The sequence below is a fragment of the Roseateles sp. genome, from assembly GCF_036486225.1.
Classification (GTDB): domain Bacteria; phylum Pseudomonadota; class Gammaproteobacteria; order Burkholderiales; family Burkholderiaceae_C; genus Roseateles.
Map to the genome: position 1 here is coordinate 1 of NZ_DASVNZ010000139.1, position 16,098 is coordinate 16,098.

At 68.7% G+C, this 16,098-nt stretch carries 9 protein-coding genes and 1 pseudogene; 4 read left to right on the forward strand and 6 right to left on the reverse strand.

The window, feature by feature from the left end; translation table 11 throughout:
* Positions 1-1,037 (reverse strand): annotated as a pseudogene (locus tag VF536_RS09660) (chitinase); the annotation flags it as partial.
* Between the two features lie 504 nt (positions 1,038-1,541).
* On the opposite strand from VF536_RS09660, the gene VF536_RS09665 reads away from it, so the two are divergent.
* Complete coding sequence (locus tag VF536_RS09665; protein WP_331614629.1) at positions 1,542-3,728, forward strand: coagulation factor 5/8 type domain-containing protein; 2,187 nt, start codon at positions 1,542-1,544, stop codon at positions 3,726-3,728.
* An 82-nt stretch (positions 3,729-3,810) separates the two neighbouring features.
* Here VF536_RS09665 and VF536_RS09670 read toward each other — a convergent pair whose 3' ends face one another.
* Positions 3,811-5,895, reverse strand: a complete 2,085-nt coding sequence (locus tag VF536_RS09670; RefSeq protein ID WP_331614630.1) for a TonB-dependent siderophore receptor — start codon at positions 5,893-5,895, stop codon at positions 3,811-3,813.
* Between the two features lie 289 nt (positions 5,896-6,184).
* On the opposite strand from VF536_RS09670, the gene VF536_RS09675 reads away from it, so the two are divergent.
* From VF536_RS09675 to VF536_RS09685, 3 genes are all read left to right on the forward strand, one after another.
* Positions 6,185-6,883, forward strand: coding sequence for a YafY family protein (locus tag VF536_RS09675; RefSeq protein ID WP_331614631.1), 699 nt, complete (start codon positions 6,185-6,187; stop codon positions 6,881-6,883).
* Between the two features lie 49 nt (positions 6,884-6,932).
* A complete protein-coding gene (locus VF536_RS09680) occupies positions 6,933-7,304 on the forward strand; it encodes a VOC family protein (protein WP_331614632.1) in 372 nt (123 codons plus the stop codon).
* A gap of 145 nt (positions 7,305-7,449) precedes the next feature.
* On the forward strand, positions 7,450-10,083 hold the full coding sequence (locus VF536_RS09685) for an RICIN domain-containing protein (protein ID WP_331614633.1): 2,634 nt from the start codon (positions 7,450-7,452) through the stop codon (positions 10,081-10,083).
* 44 nt (positions 10,084-10,127) lie between these two features.
* On the opposite strand, the gene VF536_RS09690 is transcribed toward VF536_RS09685, so the two are convergent.
* The 4 genes from VF536_RS09690 to VF536_RS09705 all read right to left on the reverse strand — a co-directional run.
* Complete coding sequence (locus VF536_RS09690; RefSeq protein ID WP_331614634.1) at positions 10,128-10,751, reverse strand: DUF4157 domain-containing protein; 624 nt, start codon at positions 10,749-10,751, stop codon at positions 10,128-10,130.
* Between the two features lie 99 nt (positions 10,752-10,850).
* Positions 10,851-13,706, reverse strand: a complete 2,856-nt coding sequence (locus VF536_RS09695; protein WP_331614635.1) for a hypothetical protein — start codon at positions 13,704-13,706, stop codon at positions 10,851-10,853.
* Between the two features lie 5 nt (positions 13,707-13,711).
* On the reverse strand, positions 13,712-15,121 hold the full coding sequence (locus VF536_RS09700; protein WP_331614636.1) for an ATP-binding protein: 1,410 nt from the start codon (positions 15,119-15,121) through the stop codon (positions 13,712-13,714).
* The coding region (locus tag VF536_RS09705) for a contractile injection system tape measure protein (RefSeq protein ID WP_331614637.1) at positions 15,105-16,098 on the reverse strand (994 nt) is incomplete at its 5' end. The genes VF536_RS09705 and VF536_RS09700, both read right to left, overlap by 17 nt.

The window sequence follows — 16,098 nt, forward strand, 5'->3', positions numbered from 1 at the left end:
GGCGCGGGCGCGGGCGGCTGCGGTGCCGGCGGCGGCGTGGTCGAGCCGTTCTTCGCCGCGGCGAAGGCCTGCCAGTATTCGAAGTCGCGCGTGTTGGCGCGGCTGTATTCGCCCAGGGCGCCGTTGCCGACGCGGTCGCGCTGCGCGGCCCAGTAGGACAGCAGGCCTACGCCCTTCTGCTTGGCGAAGTTGGCCACGGTGACCGCGTCCGCCGGGGTGAAGGTCTCGGACGCCACGTCGTTCTGGCCGATCATCGGCGTGATGCCGATCATGGCCCACAGCTGCGCGTCGCTCTTGGCCGGATACAGCGACTTCAGCTGCGCCACGGTCTGCGTTGCGGCGGAGATGGCCAGGTCGCCCATCTTCTTGCCGCCGCTGTAGTAGCTGCCGTAGTCCATCGTCATCAGGTTGACGATGCTGATCTTCACGCCCGACTGCGACGCGCCGCGCAGCAGCTCGACCGCTTCGCGCTGCAGGCCGCCGGTGTCGTTGGCGTTGACGTAGGGCACCACCGGCAGGGTGAACGAGGTGTACAGGTCGGGATAGATCGATTGCAGCTGCAGGATCGCGGCGTTGCGCACGCCGTTCAGGCGCGTGTCGCCGAGCTGGCCGCCTTCGATGTCCCAGTCGATGGAGCGCGTGCCGTTGGCGTCGATCAGGCGGCGCAGCTGCGCGACCAGGTCATTCACCGAGCAGGTCGATTCCAGGTAGGTGCCGTTGGCGCCGCCGAAGGACAGGATCACCCGGCCGCCGGACTTGATGTAGGCCTTGATGTCGGCCTGGAAGCTGGGGTTGCTGATGGTCGTTTCCAGACCGCCGCCGACCGTGCAGCCGCCGCCCGACACGCCGAAGGCCAGCGTCACCGCGTCGATGCCGGCCTTGGACTTGGCTTCGCTCAGCGTCTTGATGCCGTACGAGCCGCTGCCGAAGCCCCAGGTGAAGAAGTAGGGCGCGACGATCGTGCCCGCCTGGGCCTGCGATCCCGCGGCCAGCAACGCGGCGGCCAGCGCCACCGCCTTGATTTGTCCTGTACGCATGTGCATTCACTCCTGCTGTCCTCGCACCGGTGGGCGTGCGGGCTTGTTGTTCGCGATAAAACCACCATGAAACCAGTGGCGGAATGTAGGAACAGCAAGGGAATGACGCTGTGACAAGCAGTATGCGCGGGCGGTGTCGGAGTGTGTCGAATACTGCAAAACATCGCCGCGCCGTCAGCGCTCATGACTTTCCTGTGGCTCGAATATGGGACGGCGACACCCGAACGGTGCATTCACGCCGACAGGCGGCGGAAGTCATTGATATGTAAGGGAGTGAAGGTGATCCGACGAACGGCAAATTGAGCGGCTGGTCGTGTGGCGGATCTTCCTACCTCTTTAGGGCGAAGAATTGACAGGTTTGAAATCAAATGTGCGGGCCGTTGTCTTCCTTGCAGGGGGAATGGGGTATTCCGACCGCTGATCGGAAACAGCCGGACACGGTCGAGTATTCAACTGGTATTCGATGTTCCTAGACTCGCGCCACTTTCAGGAAGGAGATTCGACATGGCATGGAATCAAGGACGGGCGTGGCCGCTGCACGCGCTGGTAGCCGCGGGCTGGATCGCCGCGTTGACGCTGTCGGCGGACGCCGACGCGGCCACGCTGCGCGCGGTGGCCAACAACAACTTCGTCAGCGCGACGGCGACCGGTTCGTCGTACCTCACCGCGACCGCGGGCGCCGCCCAGAGCTGGGAGCAGTTCGACGTCGTCAGCAACGGCAACGGCACGGTGTCGTTCCGGGCGCGCATCAGCGGGAACTTCGTCTCCGCCGACCTCAACCTGGCGCAGCCCAACACCGGCCGCCTGATCGCCAACCGGCGCACCGCCGACGCGTGGGAGCAATTCACCGTCGTGCCGCAGTCCAACGGCACGGTGGCGCTGCGCTCGGCGGCCAACGGCCAGTACGTGTCGGCCGACCTGAACCTGGGCGGCGTGCTCGTGGCCAACCGCAACGCGGTGCAGGCCTGGGAGCAGTTCGTCCTCGCCGACCAGCCGACGACGCCGCCGACCAATCCGCCGCCGACCACCGGCACGCCGCCGGACTTCGGCGCCAGCGTGCACATCGTCAGCCCGACCACGCCCAACCTGCAGGGCCTCATCGACGGCATCTACAACGCGCAGCAGCCCAACCACTTCGGGCCGCGCCGCGACGCCATCCTGCTGACGCCGGGCACCTACAACAACCTGCGCATCCCGGTGGGCTTCTACACGCAGGTGCTGGGCCTGGGCAGCCATCCGGACCAAGTCCACGTCAACGGCGACCTGCGCTCCAACGCCTTCCTCGGCGGCGACAACGCGACGCAGAACTTCTGGCGCGGCGCGGAGAACTTCTCCGTCACGCCCAGCCTGGGCATCGGCAACAACACGATGCAATGGGCGGTCTCGCAGGCGATCCCGTTCCGGCGCATGCACGTGCGCGGCAACATCAAGCTCAACCAGAACGGCGGCTGGTCCAGCGGCGGCTGGTTCTCCGACGTGCTGGTGGACGGGCAGGTCAACTCCGCCAGCCAGCAGCAATGGATCTCGCGCAACAGCCAGTGGGGCAGCTGGACGGGCTCCAACTGGAACATGGTGTTCGTCGGCGTGCCCAACGCGCCGGCGGGCAGCTTCCCTACCGCGGGCCAGCGCTACACCAAGATCGCGCAGACGCCGGTGATCCGCGAGAAGCCTTTCCTCTTCATCGACACCGACGGCAGCTACGCGGTGCGCGTGCCCGCGCTGCGCCAGAACAGCAGCGGCATCTCCTGGAACACCGGCGGCGCGACGCCGGGCCGCACGGTACCGATCGGGCAGTTCTACATCGCCAAGCCGGGCGACACCGCGGCTGCGATCAACACGCAGCTGGCGGCCGGCAAGCACCTGCTGTTCACACCTGGCACCTACGTGCTGACGCAGCCGCTGCGGGTCAACAACCCGGACACGGTGGTGCTGGGCATCGGTTTCCCGACGCTGCGCTCGGACAACGGCCAGCCGTTGATGCAGACGGCGGACGTGGATGGTCTGACGATCGCCGGCCTGTTCTTCGACGCGGGCGCGACGGAGTCCGGCGTGCTGCTCGAGGTCGGCCCCAACGGCGCGGCGGCCAACCATGCGGCCAATCCGACGGTGCTGCACGACCTGTTCTTCCGCATCGGCGGCGCGGCGGCGGGCAAGGTCCGCATCGCGCTGAGCGTGAACGCGAACAACACCATCGTCGACCACACCTGGCTCTGGCGCGCCGACCACGGCGCGGGCGTGGGCTGGACGCAGAACCCGTCGGAGAACGGTCTCTGGGTCAACGGCAACGACGTGACGATGTACGGCCTGTTCGTCGAGCACTTCCAGAAGCACCAGGTGGTCTGGAACGGCAACGGCGGCCGGGTGTACTTCTATCAATCGGAGATCCCGTACGACCCGCAGAGCCAGGCCGGCTGGAACAGCCCGACGGGCCGCGGCTGGGCGTCGTACAAGGTGGCGGACAACGTCACCAGCCATGAGGCCTGGGGACTGGGCGTCTACAGCGTGTTCACCAACGGCGGCATCCTGCTGGACCGCGCGATCGAAGCGCCGGTCAACGGCAACGTGCGCTTCCACAACATGATCTCGGTCTGCCTGGGCGGCAACGGCGGCATCGTGCACGTCATCAACAACACCGGCGCGCAGACCGGCTGCAATGCGTCGTTCACGCCGACGGTGACGAACTTCCCCTGAAGGACCGCCTGGCCTTTCTCACTCCCTCTCCCGCTTGCGGGAGAGGGTGGGGGTGAGGGCCAGCAGCCTCACGCAAGAACCGTCAGAGCTTGTAATCCAGCGACACGCCGTAGTTGCGCGGGGCGCCGTAGATGGCGCCGTAGGCCAGGCCGCCGATGTACTTCTTGTCGAACAGGTTGTTGACGTTGGCACGCAGCGTGGCGGCCTTGGACAGCTCATAGGACGCAAACGCGTTGGCCACGACGTACGCGCCTTGCTTGGCGCTGCCGATCTTGCTGACTTCCGACTGCCAGCGGCCGCCCAGGCCGACGCGCAGCGCCGGCAGCACCGGCACCCGGGTGTCGACGCGGAAGTTCAGCGTGTGGCGCGGCACCCATTCGTAAATGTCGTTGCCGTCCGGCCCCGTCAGCATCAGGCGCGTGTAGCCGGCCGTCAGCTTCGTGTCCTTGCCGATGCGGCCGGTGGCCTCGACTTCCCAGCCCTTGGACTTGACGTCCTTGGGCACGTACCAGTACTGGCCGCCCGAGGTCATGCCGCCGTAGGTGGCCAGCCCTTCCTGCTTCGAGGTGAAGACCGCGGCGGTGGTCAGCAGCGCCTTGTTCAACCACTCGGCCTTCACGCCGGCTTCGCCGTTCACGCCCTTCATCGGCGCCAGGTACGCGCCGTTGATGTCGTACTGGTCCTGGTTCTGGAAGATGTTGGAGTACGACACGTAGGCCAGCAGATCGGCCGTGATGTCGTAGGTGAGGCCGAAGTAGGGGCTGGTCTTCTTCGTGTCCGGATAGGTCATGCCCGTGGCCGGATTGCCGTAGACCGTGGAGCCGGCGCGCTCCAGCCGGACCGCGTTGATGCCGACGATGGCCTTGATCGAATCGGTCAGCGCCAGGCGGGATGCCGCATACAGACGCGTCAGCGTTTGCTCGCCGCCTTCGCCGGCGGCGCGGGGGCCCCATTGCGGCTGCGTGTAGCTGTCGCCGTCGTAGGGGAAGGCCGGCAGCGGGTCCAGCATGTGGTCCAGCACCGAATAGGTGTCGGTCTTGGTTTCCTGGTGCGAGCGGCTCAGGCCCACCAGCACCGAGTGTTCGCGGCCGAAGAGGCTGAACTTCCCGTTGAGGTTGGCGTCCAGCACGTTGTTGTCCGAGCTGCCCAGGCTGCGGTAGGGCCAGCCCACCAGGCCGGTGTTGTCCGGGTTCAGCGTGCCGGTCAGGGGCTCGTAGGCGTACAGCAGCCGCGTCGCTTCGTTGCCGTGGCGGAAGTTGTAGGTGACCTTGGCTTCCCAGTTCTTGCCCAGCTGATGGGTGTACTCGGCGAAGGCGTTGTAGGACTTGGTGTTCCAGTAGGTCCACTTCTGCGAGGTCGACGATCCCACCGGGAAGTCGGCCTGCGTGCCGTCGGAGCGCAGCAGCGTCAGCGAGCCCCACATCGGCGAATCCTGCTTCGCGTCCACCGCGGTGATGCCCACGGTCAGCACGCCGTTCGTGCCGATCTGGCCGTCGACCACGCCGTAGACCGAGGTGCGCTTGTCCTTGAGGTCGCGCAGGTAGGAGTCCTTGTCCTCGGTCGCGACGACGAAGCGGCCGGCCCACGAGCCGTCTTCCGTCAGCACCTTGTTGTAGTCCAGCGCCGCGCGCTTCTTGCCGTAGGAGCCGAAGGAGACGTTGAACTCGCCGCTGTCCTCGTTCTTCGGACGCTTGCGGATGTAGTTGATCGTGCCCGACGAATTGCCCACGCCGGTCAGCAGACCGTTGGCGCCGCGGATCAGCTCGATGCGCTCGAACAGGAAGGTGTCCTCCTTGCCGACGACCGTGCCCCAGGAGTTCGTCATCCCCAGGCCGTCGACCTGCGTCAGCTGGATCTCGAAGCCGCGGGCGTTGAAGGTCGCGCGGTTGGTCTCGTACTGCTCGACGTTGATGCCGGTGGCCAGCGCCAGCGCGTCGTTGCTGCCGGTCAGGCCGAAGTTGGCCATGTCTTCCTGGTCGATCGAGCTGATCGTCTGCGGCGTGTCCTTCACGTCCATCGGCAGGCCGGTCGCGCCCTTGGACACACGGTTCGCACGCTTGCCGGTCACGACGATCTTGTCCAGCGTGGCGTCCTGGGCATGCGCCAGGTCGCCGATCGCGAGGGATGCGGCCAGGGCGCACGCGGTCAACAGGAATTGCTGCTTCATGGAGTAGTCCGAAAGAGGGAGGAGGGTGACTTTCGGCCGGCACTCTAACGCAGGTGAGAGTGATTCGCATTAAGCGAAATGACAAAAACGAGTCAACTCCTGTGTCTCGTGGTAGCGATACCACAGCCGTGGGCGCCCCGGCTCCAGCACTTCGCGCGACACACGCAGGCCTTCGCGCGGGCGTGCTGCTCAAGGCCGGGTTGTGGTCGTGGCCGCGATGGGGGTGATGGAGCAGGGCTGAGCCGTCGGCGGAAACACCTATCCTCGTGCCCGCTCATGGAGGATTGCCTTGTCCCGCTCCGCCCGCCTGCTCGACCTGATCCAGACCTTGCGCCGCCACCGCCGGCCCGTCACCGGCGAGGCCTTGGCGACCGCGCTGGACATCAGCCTGCGCACGCTCTACCGCGACATCGCGACGCTGCAATCGCAAGGCGCGCGCATCGACGGCGCGCCTGGACTGGGGTACGTGCTGCGCGAGGGCTTCGTGCTGCCGCCGCTGATGTTCTCCGTCGACGAGGTCGAGGCGCTCGTGCTCGGCTCGCGCTGGGTGGCCAGCCGCGACGATGCGCGGCTGTCCGCCGCCGCGCGTGATGCGTTGGCGAAGATCGCGGCCGTGCTGCCGCCGTCCCTGCGCCATGACATGGACAACACCACGCTGCTGGTCGGCCCGTCGGACCCTGCGCACGCCGACCGCGACGTGCTGGCGCTGATGCGGCGGGCGATCCGCCTCGAGCACAAGCTGCGCATCGGCTATCGCGACCTCAAGGGCAAGGACAGCGAGCGCACGGTCTGGCCCTTCGCGCTGGGCTTCTTCGACCGGGTCCAGGTGCTCGTGGCCTGGTGCGAACTGCGCGAGGAGATCCGCAGTTTCCGGACCGATCGCGTGACCGGTCCGGTGCTGCTCGACGAGCGCTATCCCCAGCGCAAGGCCGCCTTGCTGAAGGCCTGGCGGGAACGCGAGGGCATAGCCGCCACTGACGGAAATTGACAGACCGGGTTCCTAGCATGGGCTGCTCCCAACCCGCGAGGACCCCTTCATGAACTCTCCCAACTTCGTCATCCTCTACGTCGCCAGCCCGGCGGACAGCAGCGCGTTCTACACCCGTCTGCTCGGCAAGCCGCCCATCGAGAACTCGCCCACCTTCGCCATGTTCGCGCTGGACTCGGGCGTGATGCTGGGCCTGTGGGCCTCCGCCGGCGTCCAGCCCGCCGCCGGCCCGGCGGGCGGCAGCGAACTGGCCTTCGTGGTCCCGGACGCGGCCGCCGTCGATGCGCGCCTGCAGGACTGGCAACGCCTGGGCCTGCCCATCCTGCAGACACCGTCGACGATGGACTTCGGCTACACCTTCACGGCGGCCGATCCCGACGGCCATCGCCTGCGCGTGTTCGCACCGGCAGCGCGGGGTTGAGTGCGCGGCGGTTTCTAACTCCGCCGAGGTAGGGCCGCCCGCGACGCTTACCGTTGATTGCAGCGCTTGCGTCTGCCGGCTGGAAGCGCTTTCATCGCGCGGAAAAAATGGCGGTCATCCAGACAGCCTTCCGCGAGAGACGCGCATGCAACCCTCTTCCAGCCAGAACTTCAGCAGGCTCCAGGCCGCGCCGACCACGATCGCGCTGGCCGCCAGCGTGCTGCTGAGCGCCTGCGGCGGCGCTGATTCATCGGATGCGCCGGCAAGCCCGGCCGCCGCCGACCACGCGAGCGCCCAGGCGCAGTCGACGGCCTCGCAGGCCGCGTTTCCCATCGGGCAGTACAGCCTGCGCGGCGTCCAATCGGGGATGTGCATCGACATCGAAGGCGCGGGCACCGGCGACGGCGTCAAGACGCTGCAGGCACCGTGCAACGACGCGGCCAGCCAGCGCTTCGAGATCAGCGCCGCGGCCGACGGCAGCTTCGCCTTCCGCAATGTCCGCAGCGGCAAGAACCTGGACGTCAGCGACATCTCCACCGCCAACGGCGCGCTGATCCAGCAATGGGGCTATGGCGGCGGCGCCAACCAGCGCTTCGCCGTCACGGCCAAGGGCGACGCGTTCCACATCATCGCCAAGCACACCGGCAAGTGCGTGGACGTGAAGGACTTCAGCCTCGTCGCCGGCGGCCGCATCCAGCAATGGGATTGCGGCAACAACGACAACCAGCGCTGGCGGTTCGTCGCGACCGGCTCGCAGGCTCCCGCTCCGTCGCCTGCGCCTTCACCGGCACCCGCGCCGTCACCCGCGCCTTCACCCGCACCTTCACCCGCTCCGGCGCCATCGCCTGCACCCGCTCCGCCGCCGGCACCATCGCCTGCGCCTTCTCCCGCACCCGCGCCTTCACCGGCCCCCGGCCCATCTCCTGCGCCGGCGCCAGGCCCCGCGCCGGCGCCCGCACCGGTTCCTGGACGCGGCGCCGCCGTACCGTGGGTCGAGTACCAGGCCGAGGACGGCCAGACCAACGCCCAGGTCCTCGGCCCGAGCCGCCAGAAGTGGGACGCCAACCACATCGAGGCCGAAGCCATCGGACGCAAGGCGGTGCGCCTGAACCGGACCGGCGACTACGTCTCCTTCAAGACCACCGCGGCCGGCAACGGCGTCGTCGTGCGTTATTCGATCCCCGACGCGCCGAACGGCGGCGGCATCGACGCGACGCTGGGCCTGTACGTGAACGGCGTGCGCGTGAAGTCGCTGCCGCTGACCTCGCGCTACAGCTGGTCCTACCAGGGCGGGCTGATCGGCGACCCGATCGTCGACAAGCCGGCCGGCCAGCCGCACACCTTCTTCGATGAAGTACGCGTGCTGCTGCCCGACAACATCCCGACCGGCGCGACCGTCATGCTGCGCCGCGACGCGCAGGACAGCGCGGGCTTCTACGTCATCGACCTGGTCGACATCGAGCCCGTGCCGCAGCCGCTCACGATGCCGGCGGGCTTCACCTCGGTGACCGCCTTCGGCATCCAGCCGAACGACGGCAAGGACCACGCCAACGACGTGCTGCGCGCCATGCGCTCGACCAGCAAGCTGTGGTTCCCGCCGGGCGACTACCTGCTGCAGAAGATCGACGGCGGCAACGTGGGCCTGGACAACCCCGGCATCGAGGTGCGCGGCGCCGGCATGTGGCACACCAACCTGCGCGGGCCGAAGGCGCTGTTCTTCTGCTACGGCGCGAGCGCCCGCTGCGTGTTCGGCGACTTCTCCATCCTGGGCGAATCCAAGGCCCGCGCCGAAGAATCCGAAGGCGTGCAGAAGGCCTTCGCCGGCCCGATGGGCGCCGACAGCCTGATCGAGAACGTCTGGATCGAGCACGTGGTCGGCGCGATCTGGGTCGGCAACGATCCCCCGTACCAGACCCAGCCGACGCAGCGCCTGACGATCCGCAACTGCCGCATCCGCAACACCTACGCGGACGGGATCAACTTCGACAACGGCACCTCCAACTCGCGGGTGGAGAACTGCCACCTGCGCAACACCGGCGACGACGCGCTGGTGGTGTGGTCCATCAAGTGGACCGACTGGGTGAAGGACAAGACGTACCAGCTGGGCGAGAACGCCATCGCGCCCGCGGGCCGCAACGCGCCGGACCAGGGGCAGGCGGTCAACAACGTGTTCCGCAACAACACGGTGCAGATGCCGTGGCGCGCCAACTGCTTCGCGGCCTACGGCGGCGCGAACAACGTGTTCAAGGACAGCGTCTGCGAGGACGTGCTGACCTACCCGGGCATCCTGATCGACAACGAATTCAGCCCGTATCCCTTCGGACCGGGGACGACGACCTTCAGCAACATCGCGCTGATCCGCGCGGGCGGTCCGATGTTCAACGAGAACTCAGGCAACCCCTGGTTGCACGGCGCGCTGAAGTTCTATCTGCGCGAAGGCGATGTGAACGACATCCTGGTGGAGAACGTCGACATCATCGACCCGACCTACTCGGGCATCGAGTTCCGCGGCTTCGGCACGCCTTTCGTGCCGCCGGGCGAGAAGTTCCACCCGGACCTGCTGCGCGACGCCGACAACGCGAAGTTCCGCAACGTGAAGCTGAGGAACATCCGGATCACCAACCCCGGCCGCTACGGCATCGAGGTGATCGACAACGGCGGCCGCGGCGCGGTCGAGTTCGAGGGCGTGGTGGTGACCAACCCGGCCCTCGGCGGCCTGAAGGCGGGGACGGCGCCGAACAGCTTCTTCGTCCGTGGGACAGGCAACGCCGGCTGGTAACTTGAGGGCTGGCGCGGCGGGTGAGGTCGGCCCGGCCGGCCTCTTCATCCGCCGCTTCCGATGCTCTGCGCCTTGTCGCCCATCCGGTCCGCCTCCGACTCCAGCCCGGTGTCGTCGTTGATGTCGACGCCGGCCAGCTGCATCGTCGGCTGCACGCGGCCCTCGCGCTGCTGCACCACGTGCCAGGCCTCGTGCGGGAGGTGGTGGTCCTGCCCCGGACCGAGGTGGATGTCGTTGCCCTGCGCGTAGGCCAGCGCGTTCAGCTGCGCCGGCTGCGACGAGTTCCGGTGCACCCGCACGTCCGACATGTCGGTGCCGGACAGCGACTCGATGCCGGACTTCAAGCCGTCCGGCATGCCGGTCCGGTTCTCCTGGCGCTGCACCGGCGCGGCCTTGGCCTGCGCCGTGCCGAGCTCCTCCTCATCGAGCGCGCCGGTCGCGCGCTGCGCGACCTTGGCCTGCGCGGTCCCCAGCTCGTCCTCGTCCAGCCCGGTCTCGCGCTGCGCCACCGGCCCGAAGGCCGCGTCGATGCGCCGCCGCTGCGCGAGCTGTCGCGGCGAGCCGTCCAGCATCGCGGACAACTCGCCGCCTTCCTGCTCGCGCCGCTGCAGCGCGGTCGCCGCCGGCGCATGGTCGAACGCGCCGCTGTCGTTGGTCGAATCCTTCATCGCAGACTCCTGTCGTGATCGGTCGGCGCGGATCCGTCCGCGCGGTCATTGGGCGGGGCTTCAGCGGATTTTCAGCGGGCTACATGGGGCTCCATGGGTTCATGGGGCTTCCACCCGGGGCTTGAAGGTGACGATCAGCCCGCCCACGATCAGCACCCCGATGATCACCACCAGCAGGGTGTTGCCCGTCCTCAGCTGGTTCAGCGACGGATCGCAGGAGAAGATCGCGCTGGCCACCGCCAGCGTCACCAGCGCGCCGGCCCACAGCACCATCAGGATCACGCGGCCCATGCGCCGCACGCGGCAGTTCCAGCCGTAGAGCAGCAGCGTCGTGCCGACGATCACCAGCAGCGCCTCCAGCGCCAGCCGCAGCGGCATGCGCATCGGGCACACGATCTGGCAGAAGCGCGTGTCCTGGTCCAGGAAGGACCAGAAGCGCTCGTCCAGCAGTTGCAGCACCGTCTCGCCGGCGCCCACGCTCGAGACAGGCAGCGGCCAGAACGAGACGCCGCCGAAGGACCAGCCGATGTAGACCAGATCGCGGTCCATCCCCAGCGCCCCCGCGAACGCCGCGGGTTTGCCGCCCGGATACACCAGCACCGGCATCACGCTGCCCAACAGCGCCATGCGGTCGGCGCCGCTCAGTTCATCGGTGAAGTCGGTGCGGTTGCGCAGCTGCATCTTGTTGACGTCCGACCCCATGCCCAGCGGCGTCAGGAAACGGACTGTGATCGGCGTGGTGCCGACATAGTCCGGCCTCGACTTGTAGGAGGCCGCCGCCGCGCCGCGCTCCTTGAAGGCGCCCGAGTCCACCTTGGACCGGTTGATCTCCGCGGTCTTCATGATCGCCAGCAGGTTCCTGAAGCGGAACGCCGTGCCCTTCTCGCCCAGCAGGTGCTGCGGGACGACCAGGTTCAGGTGCAGGTCGCGCGACCCGCGCTTCTGCATCTCCGTCACCACCGACTGCAGGTAGTCGATGAAGAAGCGCTCGAAGCGCGGATCTTCCGCTTCCTCGTCCGTCGTCTCGAAGAACACCGTCAGGCCGTCGTAGACATGGATCTCCTCGCGCCAGCCCGGCGGCAGCAGCGCCTCGAAGCGGCCCTGCAGGTCGCTGTGACGGATGTCGAGCATCGTGCCGACGGCCGCCGCGCTGTTGGCCAGCACGCCGGCGCGCGCTTCCTTTGAAAGGCTCATCAGCACGTGGAAGTCGCGGCGGTACAGCACCAGGTCCAGCCCGACGCCGTGCTGGCTCACGCGACGCGCGAAGCCGCCGCCGGCACTCTCGAACCCGGGTGGCGTCTGGTAGCCGCCGTCGTTGCGCAGCACCGCGCCCATGTACTGCAGCCGTGTGAACTTGTCGAAGCGCACCGGGATTGCCGCGCCTTCGGCGCCTTGCATCCAGTAGGGCAGGAAACCAAAGACGTCGTTCTCGATGTCGGTCAGGCTGCAGCCGCAGTCCTGCGGCCTCAGGTTCAGCGCCGTGACGCCCGACATCGGATGCTCCACACCGGCCGCGTCGGTGATCTCCTCGCGCAGCGTCGCGGGCATCAGCATGTCGAGGAAGGTGTCCACCGGCAGGCTGCCCGGCGGCAGCGTGAGGACGGGCGCCGCCTTCTCGGGCAGTTCCGTGTTCTTCTCCGCGGCGGCGATCTGGCGGCTGAGCATGCGCTCCTGGTCCGCCGGTAGGCCCGAGGGCAGCGACGGACGCAGCGGCGGTGGCGCTCGGTCGCGCTCGGCCATGTCCTCCTTGCGCGGGCAGCGCTCGATCTGGTCCTTGTCGAGCTGACGCGTGAGCTCGTTGACGTGGCGCAGGAAATACTCGCATTGCCGCGCCCGCAAGGAATCCTGGAAGACGGACCGCGTCGGATGCTCCACATCCTTCAGCGGAAGCAGCATCTCGCGCAACTGGTCCAGCGTCGGCCCGAGTACGGGCGGCTTGACCGCCAGCGCTTTGGGGCCGCGCGCCTCACCCACGGGCGCGGCCTCTCCGGCGGCCGCGGCCGTCATCAGCGACTCGCCCGCAGAGGCCTCCGCGTTCTTGAAGATCTCCGCCAGCTTCTCCTCGGTGAGCACGTAGGTCATCGGCAGCGGCGGGTCCGCAGGCACCGTGCGGTTGGTCTGATCCTCTGTGATGATCTTCAGCGGATTCGGCGCCTTTGCTTTCGCGGTCGGCGCGCTCGGGGTCGGCGGCGGGGCCGGCGATGCCGACGTCGACGCGGGCTTCGGATCGGTGACGCGGATCTCATACAGCGCCTGCTCGAGGTTGCGCGTGCGCGAGGCATCGGTCGCGGTCAGCAGGAAGCGGAAGTTGCCGACCTTCGTCGGCGTTCCGGCCAGCGCGCCGTCCTCCTCGACGAACATGCCTGGCGGCAGCTCGCCGTCGATGGTGATGCGATAGGGCGGCTTGCCGCCGCGCACCAGATCGCGCGCCTTGTAGGAACGATTCAGTCGCGCCGACGGCAGCGGAATGGTCTGGTAGACCAGCCACATCGGATCGCGGCCGACCGCCGAGGCCGACCCCGGGACTGTTCCTGAGCCCGTCGGCACTGACGCCGTCGGCGAGGGCAGGGCGGCCGATGCGATCGGCTGCTCAGGTCGCGGCGGCAGCGGGCGCGGCGTCGCCACGTAGATCGTCGTGTCGGAGGCCGCTGAAGCCGCCGCCACGGTCACCGCTGCGATGTTCGACGACGCCTTCGGTGACGGCGCCGCGGCCGGCGCGGAGGCAGGCAGTCTCGCCGGCGCCTGCGCGCCCGCGTGCAGCACCAGCAGTGCCGCTGCGAGCAGCGTGCCGCCGACGAACCAGCGCAACCGTGCGCAGTGGCGGCAGGGCGGCGATGCGCGCGGCCCGTTGGCCGGAGTGCCAGGCTGCGGATCGTCGACATCGTCGACGTCATCGGCCCATTCGTCGACGGACCACCGCCGACGCAGCGATTGGAGGAAGTCGCGTGTTCCCATGGCGGCTACACCGTGCGTCCTTCCTTGCGCAGTTCCTTGGCGATGCCGCGGCGCAGGTCGGCGGCGAGGATGCGGTCGCGTCCCGCCTGCATCGCGTTGATCGCGCCGAAGCGCACCACGTTGGCGATGGCGCCGCCGGCCAGTTCATGCCGTTCGGCGAAGTCGGCCAGGTCGACGTCCACGTCCAGCCGCCCGGTGTGCCGCACCATGCCCTCCCACAGCCGCAGGCGCTGCTCGGCGTCCGGCATCGGGAAATACACCGCCGACTGGAAACGCCGGGCGAAGGCGTCGTCGATGTTGCCCTTGAGGTTGCTGGCCAGGATGACCGTGCCGGGGAAGTCCTCGACGCGTTGCAGCAGGTAGGACACCTCCTGGTTGGCGTGGCGGTCGTTGCTGCTGGAGGTCGCGGTCCGCTTGCCGAAGAGCGCGTCCGCCTCGTCGAAGAACAGGATCCAGCGCCGGTGCTGCGCCTGGTCGAAGACCTGGGCCAGGTTCTTCTCCGTCTCGCCGATGTACTTGGACACCACCATCGACAGGTCGATGCGGTAGACGTCGGCGCCGACCTTGTCGCCGATCAGCGTGGCGGTGAGCGTCTTGCCGGTGCCGGGCGGGCCGAAGAACAGGCAGCGGTAGCCGGGCTTGAGCGCCTTGTCGAGCTGCCAGTCGCGCATCAGCGTGTCGCCGTGGCGGGCCCAGGTGATGATGGCCTCGACTTCTTCCATCACGTCGGGATCCAGCACCAGGTCGTCCCAGCCGAGCTTCGTCTCGATGAGCTTGGCGGGGAACTGCGTGCTGTAGTCGGGCTTGCGCGATTCGCCGGTGCACAGCAGGTCCAGCGTGTCGGCGCCGGCCAGCAGCGCCGAGCCGTACCAGGGTTCGCCCGGCGCCTCATGCGCGAGCCGCACCATCCCCAGGCGTCGCAGCGGCGCCGTCTCGTCCAGCATCTGGCGCAGCGCGAAGCGGCGCGACAGGTCCTCGCCCGCGAGCAGGAAGGCCGCCGTTTCCACCGTCGGCAGGAAACCGCCGTGGTGGCGGCCCTTCCAGCCGCCGAACTCGCAGAAGCCGCGGTCCAGGTTGCGGTTGCTGACGAAGAGCAGGTCCATCAGCTGCGGCCGCAGATGCGGCGCCAGCGCGAGCGCGAGCACCAGCCGCTCGGCCGGGCCGAGTCCGCCTTCGCGGATCAGGCGGGTGAGGTCGTCGTCAGGCTCGGCGGAGGGCGTCGACAGCGCCGGCAAGGACGGAGGCAGCGGCAGCTCGGCGCGATCCCCCGCGGCGCGCGGCGACGCCAGCGCGCCGTCCTGCCCGAAGTGCCCGGCCAGGCGCTGCTGCAGCACGCGATCCAGCCACTGCAACTCGGCTTCCAAGGCCCGCGCGTTGGTCGTCGCGCGCGGCGACGGGTCAGCGCCAGTCCACATGAATCACCCTTTCCATCCACGGATGCCGCAGCGTCGCGTAGCCCCATGGCAGTTGATCGATCAGCATGTCGAAGGGGCCGGGCTCGACCGAGAGCTGCCACGCGTCGTCGCGCCGCTCCAGATGGCCGGCGCGGCGCAGGAAGGTCCCGCGCAGCCCGTCGATCGAGGTCGTGCCCAGGATCCGCCAGTGCTGGATGACCGCGCCGATCAGGCCGTCGATCGCCTCGCGCTCGGCGTCGGAGAGATCGATCAGGCGCGGCAGCGGCGCGTCCAGCGGCAGGCCGCAGAGCAGCTTGTTGAGCACGAGCTCCGACTCCGGCGCGGCCGCGTGGCCGGTCGCGAGCGCCTGCAGCAGCAGCGCGGCGCGCGACGCCGCCTCCGGGCCGGTGAAGGCGCGCTCGTCGGCGAGGCCGAGCATCGAGAACAGCCGCGGCAGATACGGCGACACCAGCACCAGGCCCGCGTTGCCGACGGCGATCTGCTCGGCCAGCGGATCCGTGTCGGGTGCTTCTGTGGCGGTCGCCTGCTCAGGCGCGCGCGGCGCGGCCGGGGTCTTGCGCCATGGCAGCCGCAACACGTTCAGCGCGGCCGCCAGCACCGACGTGGCCGCGCGCACGGCGCGGTCGAACCAGCGCGTCGGCGGCTCGGAACCGGGCGGTGCGTGGCGCTCCAGGTCTTCGCGGACTTCCGCCTCGTAGTGCGCCGGATCGAAGTTCGACGAGGGATGGCGCACCGCATGACCGAGCGTCGCCTGCCAGAGCCGGCGACGTCGCGCTTCGACGGTCGCGCTGTCTGCGGCCGACGCCGGCGGGGACTTGGGCGAAGCGAAGCGTTGGGAATCCACTGGTCCGAGCGTCCTCGCCATGACCTCGTCGGGCACCTTGCCTGCCGCCACCGCGGCGATCCAGGCGGCGACGGCCTGCGCCGCGGGCTCGGCCATCCACAGGCTGAGCAGGCGCGGCAGCAGCGGCTCGGGC

Coding starts and splice junctions, on each gene's coding strand:
- VF536_RS09670 (WP_331614630.1), bottom strand. CDS start 5,895: ATGAAGCAGCAATTCCTGTTGACCGCGTGCGCCCTGGCCGCATCCCTC.
- VF536_RS09685 (WP_331614633.1), top strand. CDS start 7,450: ATGCAACCCTCTTCCAGCCAGAACTTCAGCAGGCTCCAGGCCGCGCCG.
- VF536_RS09680 (WP_331614632.1), top strand. CDS start 6,933: ATGAACTCTCCCAACTTCGTCATCCTCTACGTCGCCAGCCCGGCGGAC.
- VF536_RS09690 (WP_331614634.1), bottom strand. CDS start 10,751: ATGAAGGATTCGACCAACGACAGCGGCGCGTTCGACCATGCGCCGGCG.
- VF536_RS09695 (WP_331614635.1), bottom strand. CDS start 13,706: ATGGGAACACGCGACTTCCTCCAATCGCTGCGTCGGCGGTGGTCCGTC.
- VF536_RS09665 (WP_331614629.1), top strand. CDS start 1,542: ATGGCATGGAATCAAGGACGGGCGTGGCCGCTGCACGCGCTGGTAGCC.
- VF536_RS09700 (WP_331614636.1), bottom strand. CDS start 15,121: ATGTGGACTGGCGCTGACCCGTCGCCGCGCGCGACGACCAACGCGCGG.